The sequence below is a fragment of the Silvanigrella paludirubra genome (assembly GCF_009208775.1).
GTDB lineage: Bacteria > Bdellovibrionota_B > Oligoflexia > Silvanigrellales > Silvanigrellaceae > Silvanigrella > Silvanigrella paludirubra.
The window spans coordinates 176267-202647 of the sequence record NZ_WFLM01000002.1; the positions used below are offsets into that span (position 1 = coordinate 176267).

At 28.2% G+C, this 26381-nt stretch carries 21 protein-coding genes; 7 read left to right on the plus strand and 14 right to left on the minus strand.

What is annotated here, in order from left to right:
• The first annotated feature begins 11 nt into the window (after nucleotides 1-11).
• Nucleotides 12-1067, plus strand: coding sequence for an SIS domain-containing protein (locus GCL60_RS05025; RefSeq protein WP_153418847.1), 1056 nt, complete (start codon nucleotides 12-14; stop codon nucleotides 1065-1067).
• 61 nt (nucleotides 1068-1128) lie between these two features.
• Here the strand turns inward: GCL60_RS05025 and GCL60_RS05030 are convergent, their stop codons facing one another.
• The 8 genes from GCL60_RS05030 to GCL60_RS05065 all read right to left on the minus strand — a co-directional run bounded on the left by GCL60_RS05030 (nucleotide 1129) and on the right by GCL60_RS05065 (nucleotide 11897).
• On the minus strand, nucleotides 1129-2457 hold the full coding sequence (locus tag GCL60_RS05030) for a hypothetical protein (protein WP_153418849.1): 1329 nt from the start codon (nucleotides 2455-2457) through the stop codon (nucleotides 1129-1131).
• Nucleotides 2458-2588: 131 nt separating this feature from the next.
• On the minus strand, nucleotides 2589-2921 hold the full coding sequence (locus GCL60_RS05035) for a hypothetical protein (RefSeq protein ID WP_153418851.1): 333 nt from the start codon (nucleotides 2919-2921) through the stop codon (nucleotides 2589-2591).
• Between the two features lie 104 nt (nucleotides 2922-3025).
• Entirely contained in the window at nucleotides 3026-4195 is a 1170-nt protein-coding gene (locus tag GCL60_RS05040; RefSeq protein ID WP_153418853.1) for a hypothetical protein, read from the minus strand.
• Nucleotides 4192-6798, minus strand: a complete 2607-nt coding sequence (locus GCL60_RS05045; RefSeq protein ID WP_153418855.1) for a cytochrome c-type biogenesis CcmF C-terminal domain-containing protein — start codon at nucleotides 6796-6798, stop codon at nucleotides 4192-4194. Before GCL60_RS05045 ends, GCL60_RS05040 begins: the two co-directional genes overlap by 4 nt.
• Before the next feature lie 3 nt (nucleotides 6799-6801).
• A complete protein-coding gene (locus GCL60_RS05050; RefSeq protein WP_153418857.1) occupies nucleotides 6802-7773 on the minus strand; it encodes a coproporphyrinogen III oxidase in 972 nt (323 codons plus the stop codon).
• Between the two features lie 150 nt (nucleotides 7774-7923).
• Nucleotides 7924-9408 (minus strand): sigma-54-dependent transcriptional regulator, encoded by a 1485-nt coding sequence (locus tag GCL60_RS05055; RefSeq protein ID WP_153418859.1) that lies wholly within the window; start codon nucleotides 9406-9408, stop codon nucleotides 7924-7926.
• A gap of 13 nt (nucleotides 9409-9421) precedes the next feature.
• A complete protein-coding gene (locus GCL60_RS05060) occupies nucleotides 9422-11245 on the minus strand; it encodes a sensor histidine kinase (RefSeq protein ID WP_153418861.1) in 1824 nt (607 codons plus the stop codon).
• 391 nt (nucleotides 11246-11636) lie between these two features.
• Entirely contained in the window at nucleotides 11637-11897 is a 261-nt protein-coding gene (locus GCL60_RS05065) for a hypothetical protein (RefSeq protein ID WP_153418863.1), read from the minus strand.
• 55 nt (nucleotides 11898-11952) lie between these two features.
• Here GCL60_RS05065 and GCL60_RS05070 point away from each other — a divergent pair, with 55 nt between their 5' ends.
• Genes GCL60_RS05070 through GCL60_RS05095 form a run of 6 tightly spaced genes read left to right on the plus strand, consistent with a single transcriptional unit; the run spans nucleotide 11953 to nucleotide 20912 of the window.
• A complete protein-coding gene (locus GCL60_RS05070; RefSeq protein WP_153418865.1) occupies nucleotides 11953-12321 on the plus strand; it encodes a hypothetical protein in 369 nt (122 codons plus the stop codon).
• Nucleotides 12322-12906 carry a hypothetical protein gene (locus GCL60_RS05075; RefSeq protein ID WP_153418867.1) on the plus strand — a complete coding sequence of 195 codons (585 nt, stop codon included), beginning with the start codon at nucleotides 12322-12324 and terminating at the stop codon, nucleotides 12904-12906.
• A 16-nt stretch (nucleotides 12907-12922) separates the two neighbouring features.
• Nucleotides 12923-14272: a type VI secretion system baseplate subunit TssK gene (tssK, locus tag GCL60_RS05080; protein WP_153418869.1), complete on the plus strand. Its 1350-nt coding sequence runs from the start codon at nucleotides 12923-12925 to the stop codon at nucleotides 14270-14272.
• Nucleotides 14272-15036 carry a type IVB secretion system protein IcmH/DotU gene (icmH, locus tag GCL60_RS05085; protein WP_153418871.1) on the plus strand — a complete coding sequence of 255 codons (765 nt, stop codon included), beginning with the start codon at nucleotides 14272-14274 and terminating at the stop codon, nucleotides 15034-15036. Before tssK ends, icmH begins: the two co-directional genes overlap by 1 nt.
• 23 nt (nucleotides 15037-15059) lie before the next feature.
• Entirely contained in the window at nucleotides 15060-18962 is a 3903-nt protein-coding gene (locus GCL60_RS05090; RefSeq protein ID WP_153418873.1) for a hypothetical protein, read from the plus strand.
• Nucleotides 18963-18992: 30 nt separating this feature from the next.
• Nucleotides 18993-20912: a contractile injection system protein, VgrG/Pvc8 family gene (locus GCL60_RS05095; RefSeq protein WP_153418874.1), complete on the plus strand. Its 1920-nt coding sequence runs from the start codon at nucleotides 18993-18995 to the stop codon at nucleotides 20910-20912.
• Nucleotides 20913-21111: 199 nt separating this feature from the next.
• Here GCL60_RS05095 and GCL60_RS05100 read toward each other — a convergent pair whose 3' ends face one another.
• The 6 genes from GCL60_RS05100 to GCL60_RS17535 all read right to left on the minus strand — a co-directional run bounded on the left by GCL60_RS05100 (nucleotide 21112) and on the right by GCL60_RS17535 (nucleotide 26301).
• Nucleotides 21112-21756, minus strand: a complete 645-nt coding sequence (locus tag GCL60_RS05100) for a dihydrofolate reductase family protein (RefSeq protein WP_153418876.1) — start codon at nucleotides 21754-21756, stop codon at nucleotides 21112-21114.
• Nucleotides 21757-21902: 146 nt separating this feature from the next.
• Nucleotides 21903-22337: a hypothetical protein gene (locus GCL60_RS05105; RefSeq protein ID WP_153418878.1), complete on the minus strand. Its 435-nt coding sequence runs from the start codon at nucleotides 22335-22337 to the stop codon at nucleotides 21903-21905.
• A 24-nt stretch (nucleotides 22338-22361) separates the two neighbouring features.
• Complete coding sequence (locus GCL60_RS05110) at nucleotides 22362-23441, minus strand: type VI secretion system protein TssA (RefSeq protein WP_161998088.1); 1080 nt, start codon at nucleotides 23439-23441, stop codon at nucleotides 22362-22364.
• The gene (locus tag GCL60_RS05115) at nucleotides 23434-24213 is read right to left on the minus strand and encodes a hypothetical protein (RefSeq protein ID WP_153418880.1); all 780 of its coding nucleotides are present in this window, start codon (nucleotides 24211-24213) and stop codon (nucleotides 23434-23436) included. Before GCL60_RS05115 ends, GCL60_RS05110 begins: the two co-directional genes overlap by 8 nt.
• A complete protein-coding gene (locus tag GCL60_RS05120) occupies nucleotides 24210-25973 on the minus strand; it encodes a type VI secretion system baseplate subunit TssF (RefSeq protein ID WP_153418881.1) in 1764 nt (587 codons plus the stop codon). Before GCL60_RS05120 ends, GCL60_RS05115 begins: the two co-directional genes overlap by 4 nt.
• Nucleotides 25966-26301 (minus strand): GPW/gp25 family protein, encoded by a 336-nt coding sequence (locus GCL60_RS17535; protein ID WP_153418882.1) that lies wholly within the window; start codon nucleotides 26299-26301, stop codon nucleotides 25966-25968. Before GCL60_RS17535 ends, GCL60_RS05120 begins: the two co-directional genes overlap by 8 nt.
• Between the last annotated feature and the right edge of the window lie 80 nt (nucleotides 26302-26381).

The window sequence follows — 26381 nt, forward strand, 5'->3', positions numbered from 1 at the left end:
AGGATTTCTAAATGAGCTTAAAATTTTGGATGCAGAAAGAAACTGAAGAATCTGCAAGTATTATTAAAAATCAACAAATTGACAGTGTAGAAATATTAAATGAAGTAACAAACAGACTTCAAAAAGTACCACCAAATTTTGTTGCTACTTTAGCCAGAGGAAGCTCCGATCACGCTGCTTCTTTTTCAAAATATGCAATTGAAACCCATTTAGGAATAATGACTGCCTCTATAGCGCCTTCAGTCCATACAATTTATAAATCAAATATAAATTATAAAAATAGTTTTGTTATTGGCATTTCTCAATCTGGTAAAAGCAGCGACCTAGTTGAAAGCATGGCATTTGCCAGGAAAAAGGGAGCCATTACCTTAGCATTTGTGAACGAAAAAAATTCACCGCTAGAACATGAAAGTGAATATTGTATTCCTCTTTTAGCTAACAAAGAACAATCTGTAGCGGCAACAAAAAGTTTTATTGCATCGCTTTCAAGAATAATACAGCTTATTTCCTATTGGAAAAAAGATTCCAATTTAAATAAACAGCTTTTAAATACTTCAGATCAATTATTAAATTTCAATGAGAATGAAATGAATCTCTTTGTTGAAAATTTATTAAATGAAAAAAGTATATTAGTTATTGGCAGAGGTCATTCCTTCCCCATTGCACTTGAGTCTGCTTTAAAATTAAAAGAAACCTGTGGGCTCCATGCTGAAGCCTTTAGTGGTGCTGAAATTTTACACGGGCCTTTTGAATTAATCCAAAAAAACTATCCTATTTTACTATATTTATCGAATGATGAAACTTTAGATAGCATGCTCAAATTAATTGAAACTTTACAGAATAAAAATGCAAAAATTTTTATTATTACAACAAATGAAATTGCTCTTAAATATGAAAAAAACCTTTCAAATACTTACATATTTAAAACAGCAAATTCCATAAATTCATTATGTGATAATATTTTAAGTATTTATCATTTTTATAAATTAGCTGCTTTTTTGTCGCAAAAATTAGGCCGAAATCCAGACCTTCCTAAAAACTTAAATAAAGTAACAGATACTATATAAAAAAAGAAAGGTGTTTAAACCTTTCTTTTTTTATAACAAAGAAACAAATTATGTTTCAAAATTATAATGATAAAGTACCAACTAAGTAAAAGAGGTTAGCAGATGTTTGATTCTGTTTACCATCATTATTAGTATATATTTCTTTGCTTGCATTGATCATAGCATAGTTAAATTCTAGAGAGAATTTTTCTTGCATATAACCCAGGCCTACATTGTAAAGATCTGTTGTTAAAGTGGAGTTTGTAAATTTAGTTACACCAGTTGTCCCGCCTCCTCCAGAAACTAAAAGACCAGTAGAGTTTTGATATCCAAGTGCATAAGTAAGAGCATCACCAGAGCCCAATAAATCACTCATTCCCCAAAGTTTTGAATTACCAGTTACACCAACTCCGACCGTGTTGATTGTTTGAGAATCATCAGTCGTACTTGCTGTGTAATTATCAATGTTATTTGAAGCACCAAGTACGCCTGTTTGGCTCTTGCTAGTTGTAACAGATTGATACCAAACACCACCTTTAAGAGCAGCATTCATATAGTTATAGCCTAAAGAAACTTCGGTGTTTGTAACATCAAATACTTTATATGTATTTGTATAAGTTGTTACCAAAGTCGTCGCATCAGTAGTTGAAGTTGCTGTTATTTTATTTACAGCATTTGATTGAGAACCATAGCCTACTCTTGCTTCTACAATGCCATCACCAGCGTTAATATCTGCACCTAAATTTGCTTGGATAGCGCGAGATTGCGTTTTAGGAGAGGAGTTAAAGGAATTGTCGCCTTGAACTAGTGATGTATTGCCAAACCATCCTGATCCAGTGGATTGAGTAGCAACTGCAATATTATTATATGCACCAATGCCAAAGTTGATCATACCAAAATCAAATTTGCCTGCATATTTTAACCCTAGACCATCGGAGCTTGTTAAGCTTGATACGTTATCTAAGTTTGTTGCTAAAATTTGCGTTAATGCATCTGGAGCATAAACTAATGAAGCAACAATTCGATCTCTACCAATTACAAAAGAAACAGTAGCAGGATCGGACTTATAAAGATCTAATCCAATATTTGCCCTGCGAACATCAAATACACTTTCTCTACCATTCGTTGTTGGGACGGATTCAGAAGAAGTATTTGTAAACCCTTCAGTAGGACTTCCTGCTTGTACTTCTAAAGTACCAAATACATTTTTGTAACGATAATTTAAACCAAAACGTGCCGTAGCTGTAATCAAGTCCAATTCATTTTTACGATAGCTATCAGTAAATGAATAACGGCTTTGTAACTTAAGGCGAGGTGAAAAATTAGCAGCATCTGTTGCTGACTCAGCAAATGCACTACCAGAAATAGCAATCAAAGAAAAAAGTGACGTGGTCTTTAGCAGACGTTTCATGTAGGTCCTCCAATAAAGTAACAATAAAGAAACTGTTGACAATATTAACTAACGAAACAGACTTTAAACTTGAGATACAATCACATCATATTTGAGGAAAAAGAATAGTGCAAGAGAGAGAAAGGAATAAATTAAAGATTTGTGGTACTTGCTCCAAAATCACGACCAGCTTGTTGTGAAAAACCAGACTCTCTTGCTAAATTAATTTGACGGTTCACAACGTTTAATGTGTACACAAGTAAAATTGCTTTAAAACTTTGCCATGATTGAACATCAAGCTGAATAAGCAAATCATCATCAAAATACATTTCTGTATTTGTAAGTATTGTTTCTATAGCAGAAAATACTTGTTCAAAAGAACTTGCGGTAGCAAGATCAACTAAATCATCTTTACTACGAATTGAAGTTGCTAAACGAATTGCATTTAATCTAATTAATTCTACTGACTCACTATTTAATATCATAAAAAGAAACCTCCATATCAGACACATTCTATCTTATCCATGAGATTTCATGTGAGCAAGAAGGGTTTCCATTTTTTTTTATTATGAATACTTAAACACACAAATTATTTTGACGTTTTAAAAATACAAAAAGCTGTAACTCCAAAAAGAAAAAAAGCAAAAAATACAGACAGGACATAAATAGGTGTGCGTGAAGGTAAAATTCCATTTATATCAAAGGTCGGAAATTCTGATGATTGATTTCCTACCCGCACAAGTTGTCTCGATAAATGATTTGGATCCTTTTGTGATGCCGCATTGTTGTCTAAAGGATCGGGACCAACAAATGATCGAAAACTATTTGGAATATTTGTAATACGAGGAGGCCAAATATTTGCTGTATCACTAAAATTTGAAAATAAATTTCTTAATCCACTGCTATATTCAGGCATCATAAAAATTGTGACTCCTGGTAAAATAATTAAATCTGAAGGTCGCCAAATTGTATTACCAGATAAAGCAGGTAATGAAAATTCAACACTAATTTGATTCACTCCACTAGATAAAGGAGTATTAATTACAGGAGAGCCACCTTCCTGATTTTTTTCCATAATTAAATTTGGATTTCCATAAATTTGAAGATTATAAAAATCTTTAGGCAAAGGAATTTGAACAATAGCACCTTTGGCATTAAAAGTATTATTAAACATTCCTACATAATATACATTTAGTTTTCCTTGCGCAGGAATTAAAATAAATTGATTTACCGAAGGAAGCCAATATCCTTTTCCAGGTAATATGGTTGGAGGAGGAATTGTAACATCTGAGGGTGTTGCCACTTTTTCAGAAGCCGTTCTAACAGTTTGACTTTCCAAAGAAAAAGAAGAATTAGTCGCTAATATTCCTAATGAAAAAAGAAAAGAAATTAAAATAAAAAATAAACAATCTAATAATGAAGAACCTTTTTCAAATATCCTATCTGAATTGGGTTTCTGAATTTGACTTGGAAGCCAGCTTAATTCAGCTTGTTGTAGTCGCTCACATAAAGTAACAAGTAGTGCTAAGGATTCATTCTCAGTTAGTTTATCTATATCTTCATGCTCTGATCTACCGTATATCAACTTTTGAAATAAGAAATCTCTTAAAAAAGTAACATTACGCAATTCTTTTTCGCTTGAAAAATCGTCAAAAATTTGAGTAAGAGGTTTTTTAAAATTATTGGACAATAACGGAGATAATACAAAAAAAACAATGGGTGTTGCAGTAAGTAAACATAAGAATAAAACGATAATCATACCTCAACCCCCTTCTTTTTCTCTTCTATAAATTTTTTTATTTCATTTAACAATTCTTTTTCATTACTTAATTTTCTTTTTTTCGATTGTCTTAAACCTAAAATAATAAAAATAGGGCCAAATAATAATCCCAATATCGGAATACCCCAAACTAAGAATCCAACAGAAGAATGGATATCGGGTTCTCTCAAAATCCAAGGACCATATGCTTTTTTAAAATATTGAATTATTTCGGTTTTTGATTTGCCTTCAGAAACTTGTTTTTCAATTTCCGTTCTCATTGCAATGCTTTGGAGAGTGCCACTTTCTAAAACACTCATTCCAATACAAGTAGGGCATCTTAACTCTTTGGCAACTTCTTCTACTTTTGGATTGATCATTGTAGGAACAATTTGTCCTGACTCTAATTTTGTTCCTTTAAGTAGCGAGCCATTTCCAGCACCATCTTGAAGCAACTTATTTTGGGTTGGCCCTGCGTTTTGATTTTCTGAATTTGTTTGAGCTAGTGAAACTCCAGTAAAACAAAACAATGTAACAAAAATGGAAAAACTAATAATTCCTAATGAAATTATTTTAGAAGATAATTGAGTTTTTAAGGCAGAATTTGAAATTACATCTTTTAAATAAGAATCCAATGAATCATCAGATTCTTTTATTTTACCTTCATCATCAATTTCAAGACTTCTTTTTCGAATTCGATGTGATATAGAAACAGCAGCGCCTAAAACCATAATTATAAGACTTGTCCAGACCAGTTTCACAGTAGGATTCCAATTTAATTTTAAAGATACACTTTGATTATTGACATCAAAAGAAGCTAAAACAATATATAAATCGTGCCAAAACGTAGAATGTATTCCAATTTCATTGAACCATTGCTCGTTATTTGTAAATTTACTTCTCATTGGATGAATCATTATTTTTTCATTATTTTGATTATCAACAGATTTTAAATTACCAATAACATATTGCGCGTTATATTCACGTTTATAGGATAGACCTTCATTTGTAATTGTATAACCATTAAAAGAAGTAGATTCATTTAAATTTAAATGTGCTTCAGCAGAAATTCCTCTGTAATTTCCTGCAAACCCTGCAATCGCAAATAAAAATCCTATATGTATAATAAAGGCTCCTAAATAGGGTCTATTATAATACAAAAATACTTTACCATTCCATCTCATTGATTTTAGTTTATAAACAAGATCCATAATAAGTACGCCACTTGTCCATAAAACTATCAAAAAAACGAATGAACTTATTAAATCAAAATTTTTACGTTCAGAAAGAATAAAAGTAAGAATAAGGGCCCAAATAAATGGAAAGACAAGACATGTAATAGGATCTTCTATTTTTCCGTTTTTCCAACGCATTAAATTTCCAACCCCTAAAATTAAGACAAGACCTGCACCAATCCAAGGAGCAAAAGCATTGAAAAAAGGCTGTTGGATAGAAATTTTTATTCCTCTTGTCGCTTCTACAACTAAAGGAAGAATCGTACCAATAAACACAAGTGCAAGCAGGAAAAGAACAAAAAAGATTGTAAATAAAAGAGCACTCTCTTTTGAAACTTTCCATTCATTGGTTTTTGCAGCACCCTGAATATAATGACCACGTGTAAATATAAGACCAATCGTCAAAGCGAGTAAAAATACAACCCATACTAAGTAAGAAGGACCGATTTCACTTTCTGCAAATGAATGCACACTGCTAATTACGCCCGATCTTGTTATAAATGTTCCCAAAAATGTCAGTGAAAACGAAAGCATATTTAAAAACAAAAGAAGACGTGGCAGTCTTCCTGTTTTGTCTGTGATTAATAAAGTATGAAGTGCTGCCGTAATAGCAAGCCAAGGCATTAGTGAACTATTTTCAACAGGATCCCATCCCCAATACCCACCCCAACCTAATTCGACATAAGCCCATTTCCCACCTAGAAAAATAGCTATAGACAATATAGCCCAAGCTAATAAAGACCATCTTCTTACTGTACCAAGCCATTCGCTTGTAAATCCACCTCGAACTAAGGCAGCAAAGGAATAAGCAAAAGGAACAATAAGTAAACAATAACCTGTAAATAACATAGGCGGGTGTATTGCCATATACGGATTTTGTAAAAGGGCGTTCATCCCTTCGCCAAATTTTCCTACAGGAAATAATCTATCCAGAGGTGCTGAATAGCTTACATTTAAAAAAAGCATAAATGTTAATGCACAACCATAAGCAACACACAATGCGGGGTATAGAGAAACATTTTCTTTACGAACCGTAACTAAAGAAAAAGTAACAATAGCACTCATAATTAAAGTCCATAATAAATGACTTCCTTCAAGAGCGCTCCAAAATGATGTGAATAAATAAAGCGGTGGCATATCTACTGCAGAATGTTGATATACATATTTTACTGAAAAATCATGAAAAAAAATGGAATTCCACATTATAAGAGATGATATAAGTACACAAATAAAAACAGCTATAAGTGAATTTCTAGAGCTTGCCACAATTCCAGTTAATGGCTTATACAAGGAATAAGTTCCCATTACTAAGCCGTATATAGATAAAATCAAACCCATGCAGAGAGAAAAAAAACCAACTTCAACCATAGTTCACCATTTGACTTGAGGAGGTAAGGAACAAAAAATGGCCTCGTGGTTTCCACCAGTCATTAATCCAAATTTTGTGCCTCGATCATATACCAAATTAAATTCAGCATATCGACCTCGCCAATAATGATGTTTTTCTACAAGTGATTCATCATAAGGCATTTCAATACGACGAGACAGAATTTCAGCATAAGCTCTCGCAGAATATTGCCCAACATCCAGTAATAGAGAGAGATCGGAGTCGCTTTCTGTTTTTACAAAATCAAAAAAGATACCACCAACGCCTCTTTCTTCTTTTCTATGAGGAATATAAAAATACTCTTCAGCCCATTTTTTATATTTTTCATAATTTGCTATTTTTGCATTTCTTTCACAAACTGTTTTCATAGCATTGTGAAACAGCTCTGTATCTTCTTCAAAAGGAATCATTGGTGTGAGATCTGCACCACCACCAATCCAAGTTATTGTTTTGTCTTTATCAAATACTTTAATACATCTTACATTTAAATGCATTATTGGTGCAAAAGGATTTCTTGGATGTGAAATTAAAGAAACACCTGCTGCTGCAAAAGGTTTATTTGCATATTCACCTTCTAAAGCGGGATATTTTGGGCCCCAGACACAGCTAAAATTTACTGCCGATTTTTCAAGATGATCTGCACGAATAACAGTCATTACTCCGCCACCGCTTAGATTTCTATCTGGGTTATGTTCTTTTGCATTCCAAATTTTCGGCTGACATGCTTCTTTACCTTCAATCGTATTAAAAGCAGTTTTATTTATATTTCTAACAAAAATGAAGAGCTGTAAAATTTCATTTGAAAATGGATTTTCATTTTGATCACTTTTAGCTAATTGCCAAATAGGATCTTGATATAAAGAGTCTGCAAGCGGATTATTATTAATATTATCCATATTAATAATTGGATTTTGATTTAGGAATTCAGCACTCCTAGTAGAAACATTTTTTTGCATAGGAACTCTCCTTTTTTTTAGGTAAACCAATCAAATAAGATTTACCAAAAAAGAGATACACCCTATAACATATAAAATGCAATTTTATTTCTGAAATAAATTAAAAAATGAAGCGGTAAAAATGATAATTATTATCAAATTTTAAAATGATTATATTTTATATTTTTTTCTTTTTGCATCAATTGCATTTCTACTGATACCTAATGCAATATGAGATTTTGCAATACTATCATGCCTATTCATAGCTTTAATTAAAATTGTCTTTTCTATTTCATCAATTACATCATTTAAAGAACAATCGTTATTTAAAGCATTTTGTAATAAGTCTAAAATATATTGATCAATTTGATCTTTTGGCAAAGAAACTGGTTTAGGCTCTGTGGAACCAATTTGTTTTTGAAATCTATGAGTTAATGGTTCCTTATTTGGCAAAACAAGATGATGAATACTTAATTCTTCTTCATGAAGCTGAGCATTAATTAACATACGCTGCAATACACGAAATAACTGTCTAATATTCCCTTTCCAAAGGGATTTTTGGCACATTTGACTGATTTCATATATAAGCTCTTCACTTACCTCTATATTTTCTCTTTTAAAGAATACAGTAACAAAAAGTGGAATATCCTCAAGCCTTTCTCTTAATGGATCTAAAATAATTTCGGCTCCACTAATACGATACTTAAAGTCAGCAAGCATTCTACCTGATTCAACTTCTTCATCTAAATCTTTTGTAGTAGCAACAACAAGTTGAAAATAAGAATGAATAATGCGCATATCGCCAACTCTATTGTAACTACCATCGTTTAAAACACGTAATAATTTTCTTTGGGTAGAGAGGTCTAGAGTATGAATCTCATCAAGAAATAAAATACCTCCATCAGCAGCAGCAACGTAGCCATTTGTTGTTTCGTTTGCACCCGTAAAAGCACCTTTTTTATGTCCAAATAATAGAGAAGATGTTAAATCATTATCTAAAAGCGGACAGTTTACAGTAACAAAAGGGATCATTCCTTCAATTTCAACTCTTTTTTTATGAAGAATTTTAGCAAATTCTTCTTTACCTGTTCCTGTTTCTCCAAATAAAACTAAAGGTATTTTTTTATTTTTTGCAACTCCATTTAAAAACTTGTCATGCTTTGATGAAACAATGACTCCATTTTTATATATTCTAAATGAATTGTCTTTTAAAAAACGGTTTGATGAAACTTCCACCGAGTTATTCGAAAGATTAGAGTGTTTTTTTTGCAAAGCTAACTTAATATAAATTAGAATTTCATCTGAGTTATATATAGGTTTTCTTAAAAAGTGAGAAGCGCCTAGAGAAAATGCCTTATCAAAAATAGATTTATCTAAATCATGAGACATAGCTAAAACAGTTAATTGTGGCTGAGTTTCTAAAGCAAATTGAATAATATCAAAACCAGATTTATTTGATTTTGAATTATCCTCTTCACCCAAATGGATATCTGTTAACAGAATATCATAACCATTTGCAGAAAGCATTTGTTTCGCTTCATCTAGAGAAGTGGCACCATAGGAATGCAATCCACAAGATTGCGAAAGAGAAATATATTTCTCTAGTTCATCTTTATTATCATCAACAATTAAAATACTTAGCTCTTCAAAAATCATTCTATACACACCATTACTTTTTTCTTGTTTGAAGTACCTTTTTCAAAATGAACTCGCCACTATAAAAGCTTTTATGGAGTACCACGCTTATACCCAAAGAAAGAGCCTTTTCTATAATATCCGAATTCGTATCCGTATAGATACAAAAGCATTCAGATAAATCAAATGCTTTATCTGAGATATTATGATACTCGATGAGAGTATCTTTTGGCCAGCAAATTGTGCTTATTTTCTCATAAGAAAGAGGATTTTCAATTAAAATAATGACTTTATTTTTAATACCAATATTTTTTTGGGAATTATTTACCAATTTATTTTCATTTATTTGAGTTGATTTTGGAATTATATTTAAAACATTTGGAATTGTTAAAGCAAAAACGGTTAATCCATTTCTTCTAAAATAAGAAATACGACCACCATGGCTATTTGCAACAAATTTAACAAAAGTTAAACCAACCCCAGTTCCTTCTAATTTATTAAACGTCATTCGCCAATCAAATATTTTGTCTTGAATATCTGAAGAAATTCCTCTTCCGTCATCAATAACTTCAATATAAAGTTCGCCATTATCATTTATTTTCCAATCTACTAAACAATATGAATTGCAAAAATAAATAGCGTTCCTAATTAAATTTTGAAGACATCTTTCAAGTTTTCCATGATCACAAAAAATGACAGGAGTTGTTAACGATGGGGAAACGATAATTTCAGAATTTCTTTTTTGTGCAAACCAACTTATTTCAGAAACTAATTTATTAAAATCAAAAATATCATTTTTTTTATTTAAAAGTTTTTCTTTTTTAGGATCACGAATACTTTCAATTAAAGAGTGCAATTTAATAAGAGCTAAATTTGATTTTTTATAAACTTCTTCATTTTTTATTGCCGTTTTATCATGAAGAAGTTCTTCAAAAACAGATAAAGGACTTTTAAGATCATGAATGATTTGAGAAACAACTTTGCCAGTATCTATATCATTTTGATGCCGAATCAAAGAATTCATCATTTCAAGTTTTTCGGCTTCAAATTTTTCAAGCTTTCTAAAGGACTTTAATAATGTTAATCTCAACCGCCTTATATGATTAAATTCAAAAATTTTATTTGATTTAAACATTGAAGAATTTAAACTATTCAAATTAAATTTCTTTAAGAAAATAAAAACAGGCGTAATAGCAAAAATAGTTATCAAAACATAAAGAACAAAAAAAATAAATATCACAATAAAATCAATATGTAAAGAGTTTTTTAAGAGATCATCACTAAAATACTGAAATGCCGATTTTTTTGCGCCAATTATTACTACAATATTTTCAGAATTTATATTTATTTTTTTGGAAATAAAATAAGTATCAGGATATAAATTATTTAATCCAATTTCAGAAGATTTTTGTATAATAAAATTTGTTGAATTATTTTCATTAATATACTTTAAATTTAAAGATTTTAATATATTCTTTTTTACTCCCATAGGAGTAGCTAAAAAATCTTCTTTTTCGTTTAAAAATAAAAAAACAGAATTTTCATCTAAATTATAAATTTCTTTAGACAATTCTGTAAGATTTTTATCTGAAAATGATTTTGTATTTTTAATTAATAAAGGAATTAACTTTTCTTGCTGTATCAGTGATTTTTTCATTATATAAGACTGAGAAAAATCTATAAATCCATCTACACGATATTTTTTAGAAATTAAACTCAAGCCACCAATTATAATATATAATATAAAAATCCATATTAATATTGATCTAAAATATCGTTTAAAAAAGTGAATATTTAATTTTTTTGTAATTAAAATGTTACTTAAAATATTTTTAACAAATTGCTTAAATTTCAGCACCTTACCCCCTTGAATTATTTAATTGCAATTTGTTTAAAAGAAACCTACTGATATTAAAGGAATTCCAGAGTCAATCACAAAGAAACAAACATTATTTGAAACTATCTTGATAAATTATATGTATCAAGATATTTTTAATATTTTTTAACGCAAAGGTCTAAAAACGAATAGCTTCATTTAAGTCAATGTAATTACTATATATATTAAATTAATACGAAATAAATTAATTTAAAACATAAAATATTCATCTTGATAAATTATAAATTTAAAACTATAGTTACCTTGAGCGCCTTTTTAAAGGAGCTTATATAAGCTAATTTTTACATGAGTTTGTGTATATAGCTAGGTTTATTTAATTATCAAGTGGAGATTAGCTTGCTAAAACTATACATTAAAAAAAAAAGTCTGCTAAAATATTACGCATTTTAAGCCCTCTCGCAATTTTATTTTCGATTAACTGCACTAGTTTAGCTGATACTCCAAATGCTACTAATACCTCAGGAATTGACTCAGTAAAAGGAAATATTGATACCGCTACATCTTCAGCAAATACAGCTAAAGAAACAGGTAATACAGTTAAAGAATTTATCCCTAAAGGTAGCGATAATCCTGATGGAAAATCTTCTCCAAATTCTCCTCCTCCTAATTCCAACCCTCCTAGTAAACCTGGCGGGATATTTGATCGAATTTTTGGAAGAATTTGCTCAGTGCAAATAAATATACAGAGAGAAGCAAATAACAATTCATCAATTCTTTCAGAAATTGTTATTATTTATAAACCAGAATTATATTCACAAATATCTTCAATAACTGTGAAAGATTGGTTTACAAATACGCAAGCAATTATTGCATTAAAAAAATCGAATGATTTGCAAGTTTACCGTTTTGAAACGACTCCAGATTCTTTGCAATCATCATATTTAATTGATGTAAATTCAAGCGCAGTGGGTGCTTTTTTATTTAATAGATTGTCTAATAATTTAAATACATACCCTGTTCAAATAAATCCATACAAAGATTTAAAGGTCAGTTTTTTTAATTTAGGATTTAATTACTTACAAGATTCGGAGAAATAAATGGAAATAAATGCTTATCAAATACCGCCTAATAACGATATTTATATTCAACAAAATCTTGTAACAGATATATCTAAAAATACAGATTACGATAGTTTTCATATTTTTATGAATCAAAGCATTAGCTATAAGCAAGTTCTTGGACAAAATTTATTTCCTACAACAACTGAAGTTGGAGTTGAATTAAATCATTATTTTCAAACTTCTATGTTTTGTAGTTATACATTTCAAAGCTTTTTTATAGACGATAAACAAAAAAAATTAATTGATAATTTTTGGTACTGCGGGAATGCACTTGCCGTTGTTCCATTTGCCTCGTCCGTAATTCATCCTAAATTCAAAATTTATGGTGGTGCAGGACAAGCCTACGGAACAGATAATACAAACTCTAAAGTACCAAAAAGTTTAGTTCTTTATTATTGGTCATTAAAACCTACTGCATTAGCTGAGTTTAATATTTCAGAAAGTTTTAAATTCTCTTTAGGAGCAGCTTATCAACTTGTTTTTTCAAACGATTCAAGCGACTTAGCAACAAATACATCTGGATTAGAAGGAACAGCTTCTATTTCATATAACTTTAAGTAATAAAAAGGATTTCATTATGAAAAGTTTGAAAAACATTCCCGAACAAATTATGTGGCATGATGGAATGCTTTTATCTCCACAACATTTTCAGCAGGCTTTTAAACGTTCCGAAAACATCTATAAATATCAATTTTTTCAAAATATTCCCTATCCATTTGGAGTAAAAACTTTTACATTTGATGAAAATACTTTCACAAACGGGCTTTTAAAAGTTGAAGAATTAGAGTGCACTTTTCAAGATGGGCTAGAGTATTATTTTAATTCTAGCAAGGATAAGGAAACACTGGAGTTTGATCTAACCAAATACAAAGACATTTTATCTAAAAAACCTGTGACTTTAGTAATTTGCTTGCCAAAAAACAAAACAAATAATTATATTTTAAACTCTTCAAATTCAAGATTCAAATCTGTAAATATCGATAGTTATTCTATTGATGAAAATACAGGTGAAGATGAAATTTACATTCCAAGAATTAAACCAAATGTTAGTTTTATGCTTGAACACGAAATAAGCTCAAACTTTATTGCAATTCCTATTGCTCAAGTTTATTTAGAAAATAGCTTTTATAAGACAAAATTATTCTGTCCGCCAACAACCTCAATTACACAAGAATCTCCTATTTGGAAAATAAGCAACTCTGTTTGCTTATTGTTACGTTATAAAATACAAGATATCATTGCAGACATATATAAATTTGACAATGAAGAGTATAAAGGAACATTTTTTAACAGAAGACAAGCCCTTAAAACAATGAAAGCTTGTTTACCTCGACTTGAAGCAAGTATACATTCTAATCAATTACATCCTTTTCAACTTTATCTTGAACTTTATAATGTATATGCTCATATTTCTTCCAATGATATAGATGAAAATCCTAAATCTTTAGTGCCTTATAACCACTTTAATTTATTAGAAACTTTTGAAGTAATTAACAACTATATTATTGAGTATTTAGAAAGAGAAATTCCAACTGGATTTAATGTCACTAAAATTTCAAAAATTGACAAAAAATTCCAGTCAACTATTCTTACTAAAGAAAATACATTAGACAATAATACACATATTTTAATTGGACTTAAAAAAAGTTACTCTGTATCTGAAGAAAACTTTATAAATTGGATAAAATCTTCAATCATCTGTGAAGAAGAAAATTTATCAATGGTAGTTGAAAGAAGATCTTTAGGTTTATCTAGATCAATAATTGAAAAGTATGAAAATCTAATTCCAAAGAAAAATATATATTTGGTATATGTCAAACTTGATAACATTAAAAAGGATAAAATAAATATTGTTATTTCTTCAAGCGTAAATGAAAATATTCACTATTTACCAGAAGAAGTTATTATTTATTCTAGGAAAGCATAATGAATTTAGCGAAACAAACTGAAACACCTATTAATGAAAATATAATACTTATTAGCCAAGAAGTTATTCATTTTTTCTTTAATAAGCTGAATGAAGTAAGTAATTTAAATAAAAATGATGATCCAGAGACTTTAAATGAAATTGTAACTCTTAATGAAAATGACGTAAGTAATATTTCAAAAGAAATAGAAGAATTTATTTTGCGTAAAATTGATTCATTAAAAAAGAATAAAAAGTACTATGGAACAGATGTTTTAAAATTACTTCATTTTGCACTTGTTTCGCTTATTGACGAAATGCTAATTACTTCAACTTGGCCTGGAAAAGAAATTTGGAAAAACTTGACACTTGAGAATAGAATATTTTCTTCTAGCTCCTCTGGTGATTTGTTTTATGACTATTGCGATAGAATTCTTTTAGATAGAGATTATAAATATAGAGAACTTGCTATGTGTTTTTATCTATGTTTATGCTCTGGATTTAAAGGAAAATATCATTCAAATAATGACAATGATAAAGTAGAGCAAATTAAAACAAATTTATATCAATTTTATAACGAAACAAACTTTGAAACTGAACCAGAACTCACTGGAGTATTACCAAGTATTTCCTATGAATCATCAAATATTGAATTTGAAATAAACCATAAAAAAATCATGTATTCCCTACTCCTTACTAACCTTTTTCTATTTACAATATTCCTAGCAGCTTCAATTTATATCTGGTTAATTAATAATAATATTTTATCCAAAGGTATCATGTAAAAGGTAACTCAAAGTAGGTAATTATGTCACTCACGTTAATTTATATTTTTTTAGCATTAGTTTTATTTATAGTATCTATTTACTATTTGTTTAACTTGTGGAATCCGGATATTTCAAGATTTTTTTCAAATGAAAAAATTAAAACATTTTTATTTGATAGATACTGGTTTTACGAAAACAAAAAAAGATTAAAACAGAAAAATTTATTCATTATACTATCCCCTAATTCAAATGAATATTTACAAGAATTAAGCGAACAAATAGAAACAACTGAAATTTATAAATACTTTGAAGAATCAAAAAAAGTTTTTGAAATTATTAACATTAATTCCATAAATTATTTATTTTTTAATGACTTCTTACTTAAAGATTCTAAAGAAATAAACTTAATAAGACTTAAATTAACGTTAAGAAAAATATTAAAACTAAGAAAAAATAGCATACTTGATGGAGTTATATTTTTTCCAAATCAGCTCTCATTTACTAAGAAAAGTATTAATTATAAAGAGCTATCTGAAGAAGCGTTTATATTATCAAAACTATATAAAGAAATATGTAAAAAACTAAAAGCCAAAATACCTTTATTTTTTATTGATACAACTATTACTAATAATGTACCACCATTACATTTATACCCATTAATAAAGGATGAAAGCGATTCAAGCTCTGTATTCGGTCTTTCACATAGAACTCATGAAAATACAGAAGAACTAAATAAGGAAATTAAAAAAGCAATTGAAAGTTGTATTGCTTCTTATGAACTAAATTGCCAACACTTTTTATTAAACTTTGAAGGCAGTTCACAAGGTGATATCATACGTTTCTTCTTTGGTTTAAAATCAAGCTTAATTTCTTTCTCAAAAAACTATGTAGATTATTTCTATAAAGGCTTTTCATTAAAAGAAAAAGAATTAACCTATTCTCATTACATAATAAATATAAGTAGTTTTTATAAAAGAGATGAATTTAATGATAAAGACTCTCAATTATTTAATATGTTTAATTACATTTCTTCAAATTTAATTAATGGATCTCATACATCAAAAGAATTTATTAGAAATAAAATTTTAAATAGATATATTTTATCAGGACTTACCTTATTAAATATAGTTTTTGTTTCCTATGCTTTATTTAGTTCAACTTCATTTTTACAGCAAAAAAGAAGTATATTTCTAAATAGCTTTTCGGAATTAACTAACTTTATTAATGGATATAATAAAGTAGACAAATCCGTTAATAATAATGAATTAATGCAAAACAAAATATGTTCTTTGATAAATAATTCCAACAAACTTGCAGCTACAAACTTCTACTATTCTTTATTATATCCTTCCTGGAATTCAGATGTAGGAAAAAAATATAGCTCTATATACAATGAAAAACTTGGTAACTTTGTATCAAAAATATTAATTCAAAATTTTAATGATAAGGTTTCAGAACACTTAATAAAAAATAAATCTTGGAATTTAACCAATGAATCTGGTGATGAGATAATTAAAAATTTAGGGTTATTTGTTAAAGACAACACTCAAATAAATAGTATTTATAGTTTAATTTATTCTAATAATCCTCAAAAAGATACACAAGCTTTAACTCAAATGGCTTACTTTCTCTATGGACTTGACTGTGGAAAAACGTTAGCTGAAAGAAATGTTTTTTCTGTTTTAGACAATAGAAATATCATTTCATTAGTAAATCCTAATTATACAGATTTCGAACAACAAACTAAAGATATATTAAAAAACTCATTACAAATATATTTTGATTATTACACTTCACATCACGAAATAACCGTTGCAGCTAAAAAAGTAAATGATAATTTACAGCTAATTAGAGATTCTTTAAATGATGATGAAAAATTATTAGATCCAAAATTTGTTCAAGATTTTATAGATAATTTAAATCATTTAAATGATTCTCTTGTCAAAAATCAAGAAAGCTTAAAAAATACAAATAGTTTTTTTGGAGAAAATTTTGGCTTGTTTTTAAATAAAGTTGAAAAAAATCCAATTTTAGGAAAAGAGTTTTCTAATAAAACAATTATTGTTGGTAACCAAAAATTTGAAGACTTTAAATCAAATTTAAGTTCACTTTTACCAATAGGTGCTTCATTTCCAATTATTATAAATGATACAAAAAGTATAGTTATGAACCCATTGTTGTCACAAATCGCAATGGCACTAACAAAAATGAATTCTATTTTAAGCCCAAATACAAATAGCACTCAAAATAGTACAGATAATAAAGCAATTTACTCTGATCTAAAATCAATTGCTCAAAACCTGCCAGCAAATGGATTATGGCAAATTGATAATTTACAACCAGTTCTTCAACAAGGAAACAACTTTTTAGCTGCATTTAACTCAGTAAATCAGACTGTTATTCCAGAATCTTTGTCAATATTTTTCAATAAAGTGACAAAAAAAGAGAGCTATATTTTTTGGAATAAAAACCTATCAAATTCAATTAAAATATTTAATATAAATGATCAATTACCAAATCCATCAAATCCTCAACTAGATCCCAACATTCAAAACTTACAACTTTCAGCACCTATCTTAAAATCAATTTCAGATCTTTTACTGGCAAGCCATAATACTGAAATAAATTCTAGTCTTGTTTCAATAATTAGCCAACAAATTGATAGACAGGCTAAAAAATATTCAAGCTTAATTAATAGTATGAATTTTTATTCTCCTATAAACCCTGATTTTATGACATGGAATGGAGACTCCTCAGCCGCTTATAATGCTTTTGGAGTTGGCTCTGATGAAGATCTTAAATTATATATCTCAAACCAAAAAGCTTCTTTAGAACAGTTTTTTAATAAAAATATTTCTCCGATTCTTATTTCTAGAGCAACCTTTTTTAAAGACTCTATCGCAAATAACGATAAATCAATTGAATATTTATTAAGTTTACAAGACTCTTTATCCCCTACTCCAAAAACAAATACTTTTGGATTATTTTCCAATTTTTTAACCACAACTATGTCAACCCTTAGAACGGAAAGCTGCGCTAAATTTATTGCTCAACCTCCTGTGATTGGAAATAGCGACTTTTTTTCTAATAAACTAAGAAGTATTTATTCCCCTCTTGCAAAAAGATGCCAAAGCTTACTAATAAAGCAAGCTTATACAAATTATGACAAAATTGCATCTCAGTTTAACTCTGCAATTGCGAACAAGTTTCCTTTCCAGAGCAACTCAAAAACCATGGATAGCGCATCTATTGATGACTTAAATTCTTTGTTTACTGATTTTAGCCAGTTTCAAAAACAAGATCTTCCTATCTTAAGGCAATATAGCGCTTTATATCGTGGGAGACCTGAAATTCAGAACTTTATTCAGAGCTTAACTAATGCACAAAATTTCTTTAATATTCAAACTGATAAAGATGGCAATTCCGTACCTGCGAAATGGAATGTAGATATTGATTTTAGAACAAATACTGATAGAGAAATATTAGGAAATCAAATTATTAACTGGTCATTACAATCTGGTAATGAAATAATTGGGTCGGACCAAGGCAATATATCAAAAGGTAAATTTCTCTGGACATATTCAGACCCTATGCAGTTTTCGGTAACATTAGCGCAAACCTCTAAATATTCTTTAGATAAAATTTCCGAAGATAAAAATATCTTTATTACTAATAATACGATATATTTCAATGTGAGAAATCGCTGGTCTTTATTAAAATTTATTAATGACTATGCTGATTGTTCAAACATTAATTATTGCTTAAAAAACACGTTAAAGTTTGAATTACCTATTAATAATGATAAACAAGTTAAGTTCTTCATAACCTTGTATTTAAAGAATGCGAAAGGAATTAGGATCAATATCCCTAATTTTCCTACTTTAGCCCCTTATATTGAGAAAAAAGGAGCAAAAGTTAGCAGTGTAAGTGACAATCTTGAATAAAAGGTATGATATTTTTATAAAGGCTTAATTATGGCTAATAAAGAATGCATTATACAAAAAGTTAAGTTCACAAATAATACTACTAAGTTGCTAAAAGACTTAGAAATCACTTCATTCAAAATAAGTGAAGGATTTTCTAAGTTATATAAAATACATCTTTATGTTTCAGTTGATATCACAAAAAATAAAATTAATAGTAAAGCCCTAAAAGAATTATCAAAAGAAACTATTCAGTTTTGTATTTCATATAAATATAACTATGAAAATAAATTTGTAGTTGGAGAAAAAACACTTTCCGGAATTGTTGAAAATATTAATTTTTCAGTAAACGAAGCAAATAAAGATAGATTTAGCTTTGAATTTATACTTGTACCTCCACTATTTTATGCAACTTATGGCAATCAATATCAAACATGGAATGACAAAACTTCCGAAGAAATTATTACAGAAATATACAAAAAATATTCTACGTTTAGTAAAATATTTAAAATTGAACCGATATTTAAGCTAGTAGATAAAGATAAACTTTTAAAAAGAAAAAATACAATTCAAAATGGTGAAACAGATTTTGATTTCATTTGTCGACTTTTAAATGAAGATTATTTAACTTTCACCTATGTTCAAGAACCCGAAAGCGTTTCATTAGTAATTACAAATAATGTTGAAAATTATTATAAGAGCTCTACAAGTAAACCTATTAACTTACAATTGACTAGATCAAATACTGTAGGTGAATTTTTAGATCTCTCATATTTTAGCAGAAGTAAAATTGACAATATTCAAACAGCATTTCTTGACAATAGAAGCTTTGACAATCCTAACTCAAATACATATCCATCAAAAGAAGCAAATAAAAATAAAGTTTCATGGACAAATCATCCTAATTATCAAAAAAATTCTGAAAGTCTAAAACTATCAGAATACTATTCTATTAATGAATTAAATAGAAAAAATAATGAATCTAATTCATTAGTTTTAAATAGAAATAACAAGTTTTATACTTTAGGTGACTGTATTAATTTTGATAATAAATTAAATCAACACCTTAAAGACAATTTACCGATCGATCTAAAAACAAACTTTATAGTTTACGAAGTTGATTATGAGTATTCAAGAAAAAATAATATTTCAAATACCACAACAGATCCAAATTCATCTAAAAAAGATACATATGAAGAAGAGTATAATGCTAAATTAAAAATGTACCCTTTTGTGAAAAGCGAATCCGCTTATTTTGAAGGTGCATATGTAACTAATTACAAAAATATTAATTTAAATGCTTCTGCTCATAATACGACCGCAATTGTTTTTGGAAAAGAAATAAAAGACCTAAAAATTGAAAAAAAAGATGGTGCAATTTATATTGGAATTCAATATTTTTGGCATGAAATCAACGAGAAAGAATCTAAAAATTTTGTTTGGGCTAGACTCCGTGAAATTTATGCCAGTAAAGACCATGGCGCTCTATTTATCCCTCTGCCTGGTGACGAAGTAGATATTAAGTACAACGATAATGATATTGATCAGCCTATTATTGTTGGCTCATTTTATAACTCTAAAAATAAGCCTCCTGTTGATCTCGATGAGACCAAAAGAGGGATTGTTACAAAAGAAAATCTTTTAATTTATGTTAACTCACTTGATGATAAAGAAACTTTTGTGAGATTTAATTTAAATAACGAAGGATTATTAGATATTCAAAATAAAAACTCAACAATAAAGACCAAAGAAAAACTCGATATTTCAAACGAAAATGCCTCAATAAGCACTATTGAAAAACTAGAAATTAAAAATAAAAATGCTTCAATTGATAGCTCTGAGAACATAAATATTAAATCAGAAGGTGGTAAACTAGAAAGTAATAAATTAGGAGTTGAAATTAAGAGTTCAGATAAAATATCTTTAAAAAGCTCGTCATCAATTGACATTAATAAGTTAAAGGCGAATTAATAGATTTATCTTTTATGAATTCATTTATCAAAAAAGATAGAAAGATGTGAAAATCTCTCTATCTTTTTTCTTTATGTCCGTTTGAACAGAATAATTCAAGCAGATAATATATCTAAAGTTATCTTTTTTAATAAAGAATATTTTTAGTAGATTGATAGAAAATTGGTTTTAGAACTTATAAAATTTAGAAAAGAGCTTATTATTTTTTCAAAACAATGTGAGTAGCTTTTAGTGATGAGATATGCTCAATACATCGAAAACCCAATTTGGAAAGATCTGTTCCAACAAAGAAGTGTTCCCCGCTTCCCAAAAGCGTAGGTGAAATTGCTAAATGCAATTCATCAACAAGTCCTGCTTGAAGATATTGCCTAATTGTGGCCACACCGCCACCAAGACGCACATCTTTTTTTCCAGCTGCATCTTTAGCCTGCTTAAGAGCACTTTCAATACCATCGGTTACAAAATGAAATATTGTTCCGCCCTCCATTACGATAACTGGACGAGGGTGGTGAGTTAGAATAAAAACAGGAGTGTGATAGGGTGGATTATCTCCCCACCAACCTTTCCAGTCAAAATTAGGCCATTTACCTCGACTTGGGCTAAACATATTGCGCCCTAATATCCAAGCTCCAATATTTTGAAAACCGCGTGCTGCAAACTCTTCATCAATTCCTGTTGTACCCCCGCTTTGATTAAACAACATTTTTTTAAATGTTTGTGTTTCAAATATCCATTCGTGCAAAGAGTGACCGTTTACTCCTAAAGGATTGTCGAGATCTTGATTGGGACCAGCTCCGTAACCGTCTATGGAAAGACTAAAACACGATACGCGTAATTTACTCATGAGGACTCCCTGACTAAAATTTATCTGACAATATTATGTGTAAATTTTAGTCCGCTTCGTTCTTATAAACAAAATTCCATATGTTTTTTTTAATTTTTTCTTAACAGAATGTAATTGCCAGCTTAAACAGCATTAATGAAATTTAATTAGTCTTCCCAAAAAGGTTTCATAGGATAATTAGATGAATCATTATGCTCAAAAGAGTTCTCTAAATGAGAGTTTGAGTTTTCATTATCCATACTTGATGAACCAAAATTTTCCATATTTTGATCTTCCTGATTTGAAAAAGGGTTTTGTTCTAAACTTTGGTTTTCAAAATGGGATGATGAAGAATTAGGCTGATTCTCTTCAATCAAAAAAATATCAGGGCTCATTTCAAAATATTCAGAAAGTTTTTTAATTTGATTTACCGTTAGTTTTCTTTTTCCATTTATAATTTCTAAAATTAAAACTCTTGGCCCTAAAATAGAAAATAAATCGTCAAATTTTTTCTTTTTTTGATTCATTATTTCAAGAAGAATCATACCATTGCTTAATGTAAATGGCTTAGTCAAATTTGTATTTTCAAAATTAGCGAACATAGATAATTTCCAATCTTTAAATTTTTATTCATTCTTATTATCAAGGTGTGAAAGACCTAATAATGTAAAAATTTCTTGCGGATTTGATGTTGTAGAAAATAACTCCATCAAAACCTCATATAAAGATTTTTTACGCCAATCAAGACCACGTCTTATTAAATAAGGGGATGGAGAATGAGGATCATTCATTAGCAGAAACTTATTTGCTGCTTCTATTACTTTATAAGCCTGCTCTACTGAATTAACATGATTTGAATCAAAGTTTATTGCTAAATTATTAGATTTTTCATTTTCTGAAGTTACATTAAGTAAAGGTTCTTCTCTAAAAATATTTTTATCTTTATTATATTTGCTTTCAAAAACAGTAATAATATTTTCACAAAGAGTGATGACATCATAGAAGGATAAATCTTCATCCGCTAATTCTGCTAATTCTATAATAAATTCTTCCTCTAGCATTTTAAGAACTAGAATAATTGATTGAAGAGATTCAAAGATTTCATTGATGGTATTAGAACTTAAAGAGTCTAATTCAAAAGATAATTTGTTTTTAGCTTTTGCAGCAAATTCTGTGCCCAGAGATGATTGAGTTTCAAGCCAATACCAAGACAAAGCACTCTCAGGATCATTTGAAGAATTTAGTGAATAATTTTTAATAATAATCGGTAAATTTAGCTTTAACCATAAAAAGGGCGCGGCTCTTAATGAATAATCTTCATCTATGATAGGTGGGTTTACTTCTTGCCAATAATTTTGACATAACGAAAGAATTAAACTCATTGATTTTGCTAAGCCTGGAAAACCATCGGTATGAAATTTAGATTCAGCATAATAAGAAAAGACCTGAAGGTCTTTTATATTATTTATAATTATATCTTCACATAATTTAGAGATATCATCCCAGCCTAATTTATCTTTATCTTTTTTTGACCATAACTCATCTTCTATTTCAGCAGAAGCTAAAGAGTTTCTTGAATCTTTTAAATTAATAATGAGTTGATTTCTTTTTGAATAAACTCCACAAGGATTTTCAGAAGAGATTGGCGCCAATAAATCTTCTGAATTATTGAAATGCAATATTTTAAAGTCATCATTTCTAAGCATAAAAATCTCCATCATATAAAAAATCATTTGTTTTAGGAATTGCATAAACACCTAAACATTTATTCTTTTCAAAAATAAATGAATATTTATAGATGTTATTTTTCAAATTATTATTAGAAAAAATAATTTGCACCCCAGATATCCCAATTATTTTTAGAAAAACTTTAAAATTCACAATTTCACTCGAATCTATTTCAATAACTACTTTAATTCTATTTACAAATGAATAAAAATAGCTTCCTAAAGAATAATCATTACTTAAAATTTTACTACTAATTGTATTTTTACCAAGAACAAACTGTTTATTATTAGTAATTAATTTTGGAATGTTTTCAATAATTTTAGGCTTTCGCTTGAAAAAATTCTGAAAAAACAAATTTAAGTTTTTTTGACTATTTAAAAAATCATTTTCATTATAGTTTTTAAAATTAAACAAATAATTTAATACATTCTTATTTACTTCAAAATAATGATTTAAAAAAATAAGCTCTTTAATAAATATTTTGAGAAAACTTATAATTACTTTCTTTTGATCTTTAGTATGCAAAGAAAAATTTTCTAAAATAAAATCAGGAATAAATATTTTTAATGGGAATCTTTCTTTTATTATTACTCTATTGTCAATATTAAAATTATAATATGCTGTCGAGGAAAAAAACATTTTTTCATCTATATCAATATTATTATATGATATAATTTCACGCATTATATTGTAAATACGTTCATTATCAGTAATTGAAAGATATTTTGAGAAAAAACTATTTATTTTCATATTAATTCTGCTTTAAAACTGATAGATAAATTAAAATCTCTAATAAAATTAAAATAAGAATTTAAAAAGTTTATAAAAAATAATGCGCCTCTTGGAATTCCATCTTTTTTGCTAAAATTTAATTTATAAGAAATTTCAGGAACAAAATATACTTGATTTTTCCAAATACTTTTATTCACACTTTCTTCTGCCTTAAATCCATTTGAATTATGAAGTATTTGTTTGATAAGAGCCCTAACAGGGTTACCTTTAGTTGTAATATATTCCAATATTTTTTCAAATTCGGAATCATTAATAATTTTTTTAGAAACTATTTCTTGATTTACTCTATAAAGTAGTTTTAAAATCTCAATATTTCCAAAATGCTTCAAAGGACGATTAGAATATTTTGGAACAAATAAAGAGTAAACTTTACTTAATAATATATTATTATTTCTACAATTAAATTCAGTATATGGTTTAATATAATTAGCTTCTATCCCATTTGTACAATTTCCTAAAGGGAACAGATAATCAGGCCAAACTACATTATCAAAATTTACATTTTGATTATTAAAAAAGATCTTTACATAAAAACTTCCACTTTCTTTAACCGTATTTGTAAAATTTCTTCTTGAAGCCCAGCAAAAGTCATTATAAATATCTTTAGAATTCTTTAATATTGTCGTCTTTTTTTGATTATGATATTCAGGTAATAAATAGGATTCACCCGAATCTGAATCATATGCTTTGATTGAATATATATTTAAAATATCTACTTCACTTTCGCCTTCAACTCTAAGCAAATATTCATCTTTATCTTTATTAGCTTTAATTGGAATCATTTTTGATTCAAAATGATTCGATACTGGAATACAATTAGATTGCAAAAAATCATTGCCAATTTTAGATAAATTATCAAATTTTTCTTCAATTGGAATTACAATTCTAATTTTATTTTTGATATTTTTATTAAATTTTAAGTTAATATTAAAAAAGAAATACTTTTGATAACAGTTTATAAAATCAAATAATGGATAAATAATATTATCGCTATTATATAAACTATCAAAATTAAATTTAAATGTTATATTGTTTCTTGATAAAACAATTGGTGTTTCTTCATCATCAACAGTGATATAAATTGGTTTATCAGAAGAAAATATAGCGTCATATATAGAAATTGTAGAATAAAAATCAGAATCAATATAAACTGGCATGTCTATTGAATTATTAGATTGCAATTCTAATGGCTGGATTGTTTCAAGATTAAGAACAAATGCCCTTCGATTTGAATAAATATTTTGACTGCTATTATTTGAATCAATATAGTGAGATTTATTAATGGTTAAACAAGAAATTATCATTTCATGTATAGAAGAAAACTTACATTGAATGTTATTTTGATTCAAAGCTGTAAATAAAGTATTTTTTGGGATAGTAGTAGTATTTTTTTCTTTATTAAATGAGTTTTTTTCTGGAATTAATTTTAATATTGTCAAAGCAGGAAGAGGCGAAATTAATTCAGGAAAAATATTTTGTATAAAGTTAATAGAATAATCGTTTTGTGCCATTAGAGATTTATGTTCAACTTGAGCAAACATATAGGCAAAAGATTCAATTAATCTTTCTGTTTCAGGGTCATTACTTTTTCTATAAGATAGATCTAAATAGGGTGCTAATTCAGGATTTTGCTGGGAAAATATTTTACCATTCTCCCTTAACTCTTCAAGAATATTAATATAAATCCCCAAAAAATCTTGATTACTTGTTTTACTCATATACTATAAACTCCCAAATTGATATTTTAAGAATTAAATTCAAAACAATATCATCTTCATTATATTCAGCCTTCAATGAAAGCTTTGCTTCTTTCTTTAAAGAATCGTAATGAGTAAAGTCAACATTAATAAAGTTTAGCCTATGCTCAAATGCATTGATTGATTTCTCAACAAGATTACACAAAAGCTGTCTTTCAATTTTTGATTCCATAGAGAGATGGGTAATACTTGGTAAGCCAAAATGGATAGCAGATAATTTAGAACATTCTTGAAAGTCAGAACAAGAAAGAGAACTTCTTGTATTTAAAATATTATAAATATTTCTAATTAGTGAAAAAAAAAAGAGTCTTCATCTTTTTCATTATAATTATAAAATAATCTTTCGATACTTTTCATTTTTATATTCCT